Consider the following 8,112-nt stretch of genomic DNA (forward strand, 5'->3'; position numbering starts at 1 on the left):
GGGCGGCAACTTTTGAGTGAGCAACCGGAATAGCCGGGTGAGTGAGCGAACGGTAAGAAAGAGACCGAAGAAGGGGCTCCCTCAGAAAAACGACCACTTACTCAAAAGAAAAGGCGCTTTAGCCGGGAGAGCACATGGGTACGTCTGTTTATCAGTACCTTGTCTATTATTTACTGCCGCCATGCGCCCGCTCCTGTTCCTGATGTTGCTACTGAATTGGGCTGTTGCTTTCGGGCAGCAGAAGGTGCTGCTGTTGCCCGGCATACGGCCCAATCCACAAATGGATATTGGGCCTTACTCAGTATTTTACGAAGACCGCTCCGGTGATACGCTGCTACCGGTAGCGATACAGACCAAAGTATTTCGTCCATTTTTGCAACAACCCACCGACAATTATCCTACCCAAAAAGTAGTGGTCAAATGGCTGCGCTTCACGCTGCAAAATAGCAGTCCTACCCATTCCCTGGCGTATTGGCTCCACGTGGGGCGGCATCCTGTCATGTGGCTCTACGCACTCGATGCGCTCAGTCGACCCTCGCTGCTGGCCACTACCGGCGGTAATGTACTGGCCAGGCTGCTGCCCACCAGCGCACCCTACCGAATGGCCGTACCCATTGTGCTCAGGCCCCGGCAACAGCAAACCTATCTGCTTGGGGTGAACACGTTCCAAAGTCGCGACCCGCTACAAACAACGCTTCATACGCCCCTGTCGTACCGGGCTTTTCTGAACGATTTTCACCGGGAACAGCTCCCGGCTTTTACGTTTTATGCCGGTCTGATTGCCTGTCTGGTGTTCATGGGGATGTTTTCACTGGCTCAGTACCTGACCAACCGCGACATCATCTATGCCTGGTACTCGCTCTACGTGCTGGCGACCTGCCTGTATTTTTTTCGGATTGCCGAACTCTATTTTCAACTCGACTGGTGGCTGCCCAATCAGCCTCTCCTGCGGCTGGCTTCACTGCCCCTGTCGGAGTTAGCGATACAGTTTTTCTACCTGTTGTTCTTTGGCACCCTGCTGGAACTGCCGCGCTATCAGCCCCGGCTTTGGCAGGGCTACCGTTACCTGCTGGCGATTGTGGCGTTTTTTTTCGTCGTCACAGTCGGTAGCGTCCTGTTCTGGAATAGCAGCGCACTGCTTCGTGTCCATAGCGGCAAGTGGGCTAACCTAACCATCATGCTATTGCTGGTTAGTTCGCTGCTGCTGGCTGGCCTGGCACTGCGGGGCCGCCATGCGCTCTGGACCTACGCGTTCATTGGTCTGGTATTGCTCATGGCCGGGGCCGCCGGTACGCTGGCTTTGAACCGGATTCGTGTGCCAGGTGTAACACCTGATAGTCTGTTTCTTCAAATGCCGTCGTTGCTGTTCGGGTCTAGTGTATTACTCGAAGTGTTTTGTTTTTCGCTGGCCCTGGGCCGACGAACCCGCCTGATTGAAATAGAAAAAAAGCAGATTCAGCAACAGTACGCCCAGGACCTCGAAACGCAGTTAGCGCAGCGAACTCAGGAAGTTCAGCAACAAAGCCGCCGGTTAGAAGCACAACACATTCAGCAGCTTCAAACTGAGTTTGACCAAAAATTGGCGGACACGGAAATGACCGCCCTGCGGGCCCAGATGAATCCGCACTTCATTTTTAACTGCCTGAACTCCATTAAACTCTACACCCTCCAGAACGATACCGACCGGGCCGCCGATTACCTCACCAAGTTTGCCCAACTGATCCGACTCGTTCTCGAAAACTCCCGCGCCGACCGTATTCCACTCCAGAATGAACTCGAAGCCCTCCAGCTTTACAGCGATCTGGAAGCTATGCGGTTTAAACGGAAAGTCAGCATCCGCATCCGTGTCGATCCCGATATTGACCAGCAGGATATCTCGGTGCCGCCGTTATTGCTCCAGCCTTACGTCGAAAACGCGATCTGGCACGGACTGATGCACAAACCAGACGGCGGTACGGTAACCGTTGCCGTCAGTCAGCCAACCGATGCGCTGCTACACGTCGAGATTACCGACGATGGCATTGGCCGCGCCCGAGCTGGTGAACTAAAAAGCAAGTCGGCGGGCAAGACCAAATCCTTCGGGATGCAGGTCACCGCCGACCGGATTCGGATGATTAACGAACTATACAACACCCAAACCCAGGCCCGCATTTTTGATTTGGTCGCCCCCAACGGCGACCCCCTCGGCACGAAAGTCGTGCTGGAGATACCTATTTAATTTTGAATGAGTGAATAGCTGACGCGTCAGCATGCCTGCGCCAGCTATTCACTCATTCAAAATTCATTTATTCACTCATTGAAACCGATGACCGCTATCATCATTGACGACGAACCGGATAATGTGGCCTTGCTGGCTTTGCAACTGGCTCGGCATTGCCCACAGGTGGCCGTGATTGGACAGTTTACCGATAGCCCCTCGGCGTTGGTGGCCCTACGGACGCAGCGGCCTTCGCTGATTTTTTTAGACATCGAGATGCCCATGCTCAACGGGTTTCAGTTGCTCGAACAACTCGGTGAGGTGTCGTTTCAGGTGGTGTTCGTAACGGCCTACAACCAGTATGCCGTGCGGGCGTTTCAGTTTGCCGCGCTGGACTACCTGCTCAAACCCGTTGACACCATTGATTTGGTGAACACCATCCGGCGGGCCGAAACGGTTAGCTTTAGCCCATCAGGGGTGGTAGGAACGGCTCAACTGGATGTCTTAAAATCCTGGTATCCGGCCACCGCGCCGGGTGGAGCACCATCGGCTGTACTACCCGCTAAAATAGCGTTGCCCCACGCTAACGGTCTCACTTTTATAGACATAAACCAGATTCTCTACGCTGAATCAGACAGCAACTACACTAGTTTTGTGCTGGAATCGGGCGAAAAATACCTGGTTTCCAAAACGTTGGGCGATGTCCAGGACATGCTGGAAGTCCGAAACTTCCTGCGCGTTCACCGGCAGTATGTCGTCAATCTGGATCATATTAAACGGCTGGTCAGGGGTGAAGGCACCTACCTCGTGCTCACCAACGGTGTTAGCATTCCCGTATCCCGCCAGCAAAAAGACCGGCTGCTGGAGCGATTCGGGTGGGTGTAGCCTACGCCGGATCGTAATTACGGAAATAATCCGGCTTCAATTAAGTTCAGGCGTTCCAGAATTCGATTGATGTTATTGAGGTCTAATACCTTGATTGTGGCAACCGCAACGTCGGAGCGAGGTTCCAATGCTCCTTCGATAACACCAAAATGCTCCTGCCACAGGTGCTTTCGTGGATGAAAAAGCCGAACGAACGTGTCTTCATCTTCTAAAACGGTACCTATATCCGACCCTTTACTGCCATTACAAAGCGCACAGGAGTAGGCCAGATTTTCGCTTACGGTCTGCCCCCGTGTTTGCGGCCAATAATGTGGTCAATCTGATACCGGATAAATGAATCGCCCTCTGGGCGCCGACAGTATTCACAACGATAATCAGCTCGCTAGGCTACGTCAAGGCGCAGTTTTTCGGGAATATATTTGCTGCTCACGCCTGATGCTTCGCTAAACGGAGCCGCGTCCGGGACTTGGCAAGCCGAACAATGTGTTCGAGAATATAATAATGAGCCAGTTCTTCGCCTTCACGATCATTTAGGCCGTCAGTTTCCTTTTTATCAAGTAATTGCTCCACCCGTTCCTGCAAAGCAACAGGGTTGATGAATTGTGCCATACTGGTAGTTAGACGAGCTGAACCGTACTACTCTCCTGCGCCCGTTGCCAGGCCGCTAATCCTAAAGCAATCCACGCTACACCCCAGAAACCAATCATAGCCGCCGGTCTGGCACCGGTCAGTATGACAAATGGAAACATAAACACAAACGGAAATAACCCTACACTAAGCGGAACGTAGCGTTTCCAGCCGGTCCAGACATTTGCTTTGAGACTGGCGATGCCGACCAGAATCATACCCAGTCCGTTCAGAAATGCGCCCAATGGAGCAAATGGTAGTATAACCCATGTTGCCAGAATATAGGAGATTCCACCCGCCATTGGCACGAACAACAGCGATTGCTTTTTGCCAAACCCCGTTGGATCACCGGCTTGCCAAAGCGAATAAGCGCCAGCGGCCAGCCCTATAGCCGATACGAGCTGAATCCAGTTATTGGCCAAAGCCGCCACCGGATCATCGACCACGAAAAAGAAAGGTGGGGTAAACTGGCCCTTCGGCGATGTATCGATGGCGTTTAAGAACCAGAATGGAAAGCCAAACGCCAGAAAGCCCAAACCGGCAATCAGATAACCCACTGCCGCCCGGCGGAGGTATGTACTCGAAGGATGCATACGTATCTCGTTTTTAGGCAAAATTCAGCAAATCGCAGGGTAGGGGCATAGTAAAAAAACGACAACTTCGGCAATCGTATCAACGGTACGGATACCGGGCGAAGAAATCGCGATGCGCCAATTCTTCGTCAAATAACTGGCTGGGATTGGTACCCGCAAACTGCTGAAAATCTTTTACCAGGTGGTTGGGGTCATAATAGTTGCAGGCGTAGGCTATGTCGATCCACGACCGGACAGGATCAGTTTCACGAATTTGGTAGGCACGCCGGAAACGGGCAATCCGGCTGAACAGTTTGGGACTAACCCCTACCCGTTCGCGAAACTTACGTTCAAACTGCCGTACACTCAGGCAGGCATCGCTGGCCAACTGGTCAAGTTGATGATAGGATGCTGGCAAGAGCATCTGCTGGGCTACCCTATCGATGGGTTGTAGTGACTGGCGACACTGAGCCGCCTTCCGTAGCAAAAAATTCTCAACAAGTCGGATCATAGACCCATAATCGGTTGCTTCGGGTAGTCGTTCATATACCTCCTTTACTTCTTTACCCGTTATCGCTTCCAGATCAGCAGAGCCATCGGTCAGCAAATTCATGGGTATGCCCAGCAGTCGAAACAGACTACCCGGCTGGAAACTAACTTTCAGCATCAGGTAATTTGGGTTGATGGTTATATTCATCCGGGTTAGGGGCTGGCCTACTATAATACCCGACGTTACCCGCTCAGGAGTCTCGTTACCTACTTTAACGCTGTGGGTAAGATCGTACGGGTAGAAATACAGGCACTGCTCCGTGCTGGGCGGGTAGGGTTTCTGCGGGAGTTGTTTACGGGGTGTTCTGGGGTCAAGCTGGATGTGGATGATGTGATAATACCGCACAAACGATTGCAGGGCCGGATGAGTAGCATATTGGCGGGAGAAGACCATGTTGTGGGTAGATTAAACCATTGGGTAAAAGACTGGCGGTTTTACGTCCGTATGGGTTCACAACCCTGTTGTCTTTTTCATGCCCAATATATTCAAAATTAGCCATTTTTAGCGAATGGCTTGGCGGCTTCCCATTGTTTCGGGGTAGATAGGCAGAAGCTCATTCTACTCACGCTAATTTCCGTTTTGGACATCATCATTACGAATACCACGTTTGTTCTTTTTAATTGATTCCCTGAGTTTACCGAATTTGTAGTTCAGGCTAATAGTGAATGACCGGAAGTAATCCCAACGGAAATTTGTCTGCTGGAAATCAGGTCCGAACGTAGTCGAAAGGTTTTCTCTGTAGGTGCGGAACGGGTTGTTGATCGAAGCCGCTATAGATAATTTGTCCTTTATCAGGTCTTTGTTGACGCTAAATGAAGAGCTGATCAGGCTATTTGTCTTTCCCTGTAAGTTAACACCCCGGCCATTTAGTTGCAGATTGGCCGTCAGCCGCCAGTCTTTTGGCAGTCTGTAATTAGTAGATACAGCCACATTGTGCATTAACCCTTCATTCTTAATCAACACGCCATTCACTAAACCCTGCACCATGCCATAAGAGGCCCGGCTGTTTACAGATACAGTCCACTGTTTGGTAACCGGATAATTTAAGTTCACGTACACGCTGGGGAGCTTGGCTGTGCCGGTGTTTCCATAGGAAGTCCGCGTAATGTTGGTAGTGGAATCATAAACTGAAACTTGGAAAACCAGGTCACGGAAAAATGTAAATCCAAGGCCCACATTTAGTTGGGCTTTTCCGGCTCCGCTGAAGCTTAGCTGGAGGTCATTGACAAGAGCAGGCCGAAGGTCAGGATTACCGGTTCGCTCGAAATTCGGATTGGAGCGGTCTACAAAGGGATTTAACTGATAGATTCCCGGCCGTTGAATCCGTTGCGTATACCCCAGGGTAAGACCGCTGTTATTCTTAAATTTTCGATTGACCGACACCGAAGGGATCAGGTTAACGTACGTCCGTTTCACTTTAGAGCCGACCGAAATAAAGTCGGCATTGATAACGGTTTTCTCTATACGTAGTCCTGCTTTTATACCCCAGCCTTTCAACGAATACTGATAGGTCGTATACCCACCAAAAACATTCTGCGTATTCATGAATCGGTTACTGATTGTTGGTTGAATCACGTACTGGCGGGTCAAGGAATCTGCTTGAGCATATTGGAAATCGCTTTGATTATCCCGTAAAATTCCTTTTAAACCCGCTTCGAACTGGTGTTTCTTCATGGGATGAACATAGTCTACCTGAAAGGTCTGTTCCGCAAAACGCTGGTCATTTACCTGCCGATAGTCGGGTAGAGTATAATTCACCCGGTTGGTAATACTCAACGCACTGTTCTCCTGGTTTCCATACGATAGATACCGATACGAGAAGGTCAGCAACCGGTTTTTATCCGCCCGAAAACCGTGTTGGTAATTGACGGATGCATCGACGCCCGTTCCGTTTCCTCTACGATTGTTTTCCAGCGTATACGCTTGCAAACGAACGTCTGAACTGAGCAGGGTACTAGTTTGTAGCGAGTTGCCCGTTAACTTGTTGCCATTCAGGTTAAATTGGGCAGCGATCAGGTTCAGCGTATCGATTTCATAACTCAGCTCAAAGCCCAGGTACGCCGTTCGATTCGTTGATCCTGTGGTGCCTTCCTGCAAAAGCGTAGTTGGTTGCCCGCCTGTAGTCATTCGCTGAACACCACCCCGGATGGGGAGATTATTTTGCCGATTGGCTCCGCCAAAGGCTGAGATACCGAATTTGCCCAGCTTAGCCGACATCGACCCGCCCAAACCCGGCCCACCAGAAGGGAACCGTTCACTGATATTGACAGAACCGTTGTAGCCATTGTCCAGCTTTTTGGTGGTGATAATATTAATTATTCCCGCCAATCCTTCGGCATCGTATTTGGCCGGGGGCGACGTAATGACTTCGATGCGCTCGATGGAGGAAGCAGGCATACTCCTCAGAATATCCTTATAGTTTCGCTCCATCATACTCGAGGGTTTCCCATTGATGAGAATCTTAAAATCACTGTTCCCTTTCATCAGGATGTTATTATCCGCATCCAGCGAAAGCAGCGGTACCTTTCGCATCATCTCCAATACATTAACTACTTTACTTTCAGGATCTGCCTGAGTGTCGTAGGTAATCCGGTCTATTTCCTGCTTTACAATCTGTTTCGCGGCCGTTACGACCACTTCTTTTAAACCCACGATGTCAGGGCTTAGTGGAACGTTACCTAATTCCCTTATTTTTTGACCGGAATCCGACAACTCAACCGAAATCCATTTACTTCTGTAGCCCACCGCCACTATTGCCAGCGAATAGCTGCCTGCATCCAACTCCGCGAATGAAAAGGAACCATCCTCTTTGGAATAATCTGCTTTCAGAACGGTAGTTGAGTCCTTCATCAGACTAACCGTTATGAATGTCAATGCATTATGGCTTGCCGAATCCGAAATGGTCCCCCGAATTGAATAGTCTGCTGCTTGTTTTTGGGCAATACTCTGGTGTACGCCCAGCAGGAGTATCCCGATTAAAAACAGGTTTATAATTTTCCTCATTATAACGTATCAATGGTTAGTCAATATTTAGGCGGCTATACAGCCGAAGTGATAAAGTTGACGCACTCTAGGATCATTTTTCTCCAGTTTAGTGCCTTTGGGTAAGATAGAAAAAAAACGATCTAGTAGTAAACGATTGTGGTAGAGCGTCTTAATAGTGGCCATCGAGAAGGGTTGTTGACCAACGCCCTGCTCAACTTTAGCCACGTTAACCGCGCTCAGGGCTGCATTAAAATGGTAATCAAGTTTGTTGACCGAACGAGCCTGACAATCAGAAA

At 50.1% G+C, this 8,112-nt stretch carries 8 protein-coding genes; 2 read left to right on the plus strand and 6 right to left on the minus strand.

Translation table 11 applies throughout. The features are described 5' to 3' along the window. Positions 1-181: 181 nt before the first annotated feature. Positions 182-2,218, plus strand: a complete 2,037-nt coding sequence (locus B157_RS0131320) for a sensor histidine kinase (RefSeq protein ID WP_020607251.1) — start codon at positions 182-184, stop codon at positions 2,216-2,218. An 87-nt stretch (positions 2,219-2,305) separates the two neighbouring features. Next, positions 2,306-3,082, plus strand: coding sequence for a LytR/AlgR family response regulator transcription factor (locus B157_RS0131325; RefSeq protein WP_020607252.1), 777 nt, complete (start codon positions 2,306-2,308; stop codon positions 3,080-3,082). 277 nt (positions 3,083-3,359) lie between these two features. Here B157_RS0131325 and B157_RS39975 read toward each other — a convergent pair whose 3' ends face one another. The 6 genes from B157_RS39975 to B157_RS39190 all read right to left on the minus strand — a co-directional run. Continuing rightward, positions 3,360-3,413, minus strand: coding sequence for a hypothetical protein (locus B157_RS39975; protein WP_245565369.1), 54 nt, complete (start codon positions 3,411-3,413; stop codon positions 3,360-3,362). A gap of 95 nt (positions 3,414-3,508) precedes the next feature. Next, entirely contained in the window at positions 3,509-3,691 is a 183-nt protein-coding gene (locus B157_RS36395) for a hypothetical protein (protein WP_020607253.1), read from the minus strand. Between the two features lie 8 nt (positions 3,692-3,699). Next, on the minus strand, positions 3,700-4,302 hold the full coding sequence (locus B157_RS0131335) for a hypothetical protein (RefSeq protein WP_020607254.1): 603 nt from the start codon (positions 4,300-4,302) through the stop codon (positions 3,700-3,702). A 79-nt stretch (positions 4,303-4,381) separates the two neighbouring features. Continuing rightward, positions 4,382-5,224 (minus strand): helix-turn-helix domain-containing protein, encoded by an 843-nt coding sequence (locus tag B157_RS0131340; RefSeq protein ID WP_020607255.1) that lies wholly within the window; start codon positions 5,222-5,224, stop codon positions 4,382-4,384. 174 nt (positions 5,225-5,398) lie between these two features. Then, positions 5,399-7,834, minus strand: coding sequence for a TonB-dependent receptor (locus tag B157_RS0131345; protein ID WP_020607256.1), 2,436 nt, complete (start codon positions 7,832-7,834; stop codon positions 5,399-5,401). Positions 7,835-7,861: 27 nt separating this feature from the next. Continuing rightward, positions 7,862-8,112, minus strand: a 251-nt coding sequence (locus B157_RS39190) for a hypothetical protein (RefSeq protein WP_020607257.1), incomplete at its 5' end; no start/stop codon positions are given.

The organism is Spirosoma spitsbergense DSM 19989 (genome assembly GCF_000374085.1).
GTDB classification, from domain to species: domain Bacteria; phylum Bacteroidota; class Bacteroidia; order Cytophagales; family Spirosomataceae; genus Spirosoma; species Spirosoma spitsbergense.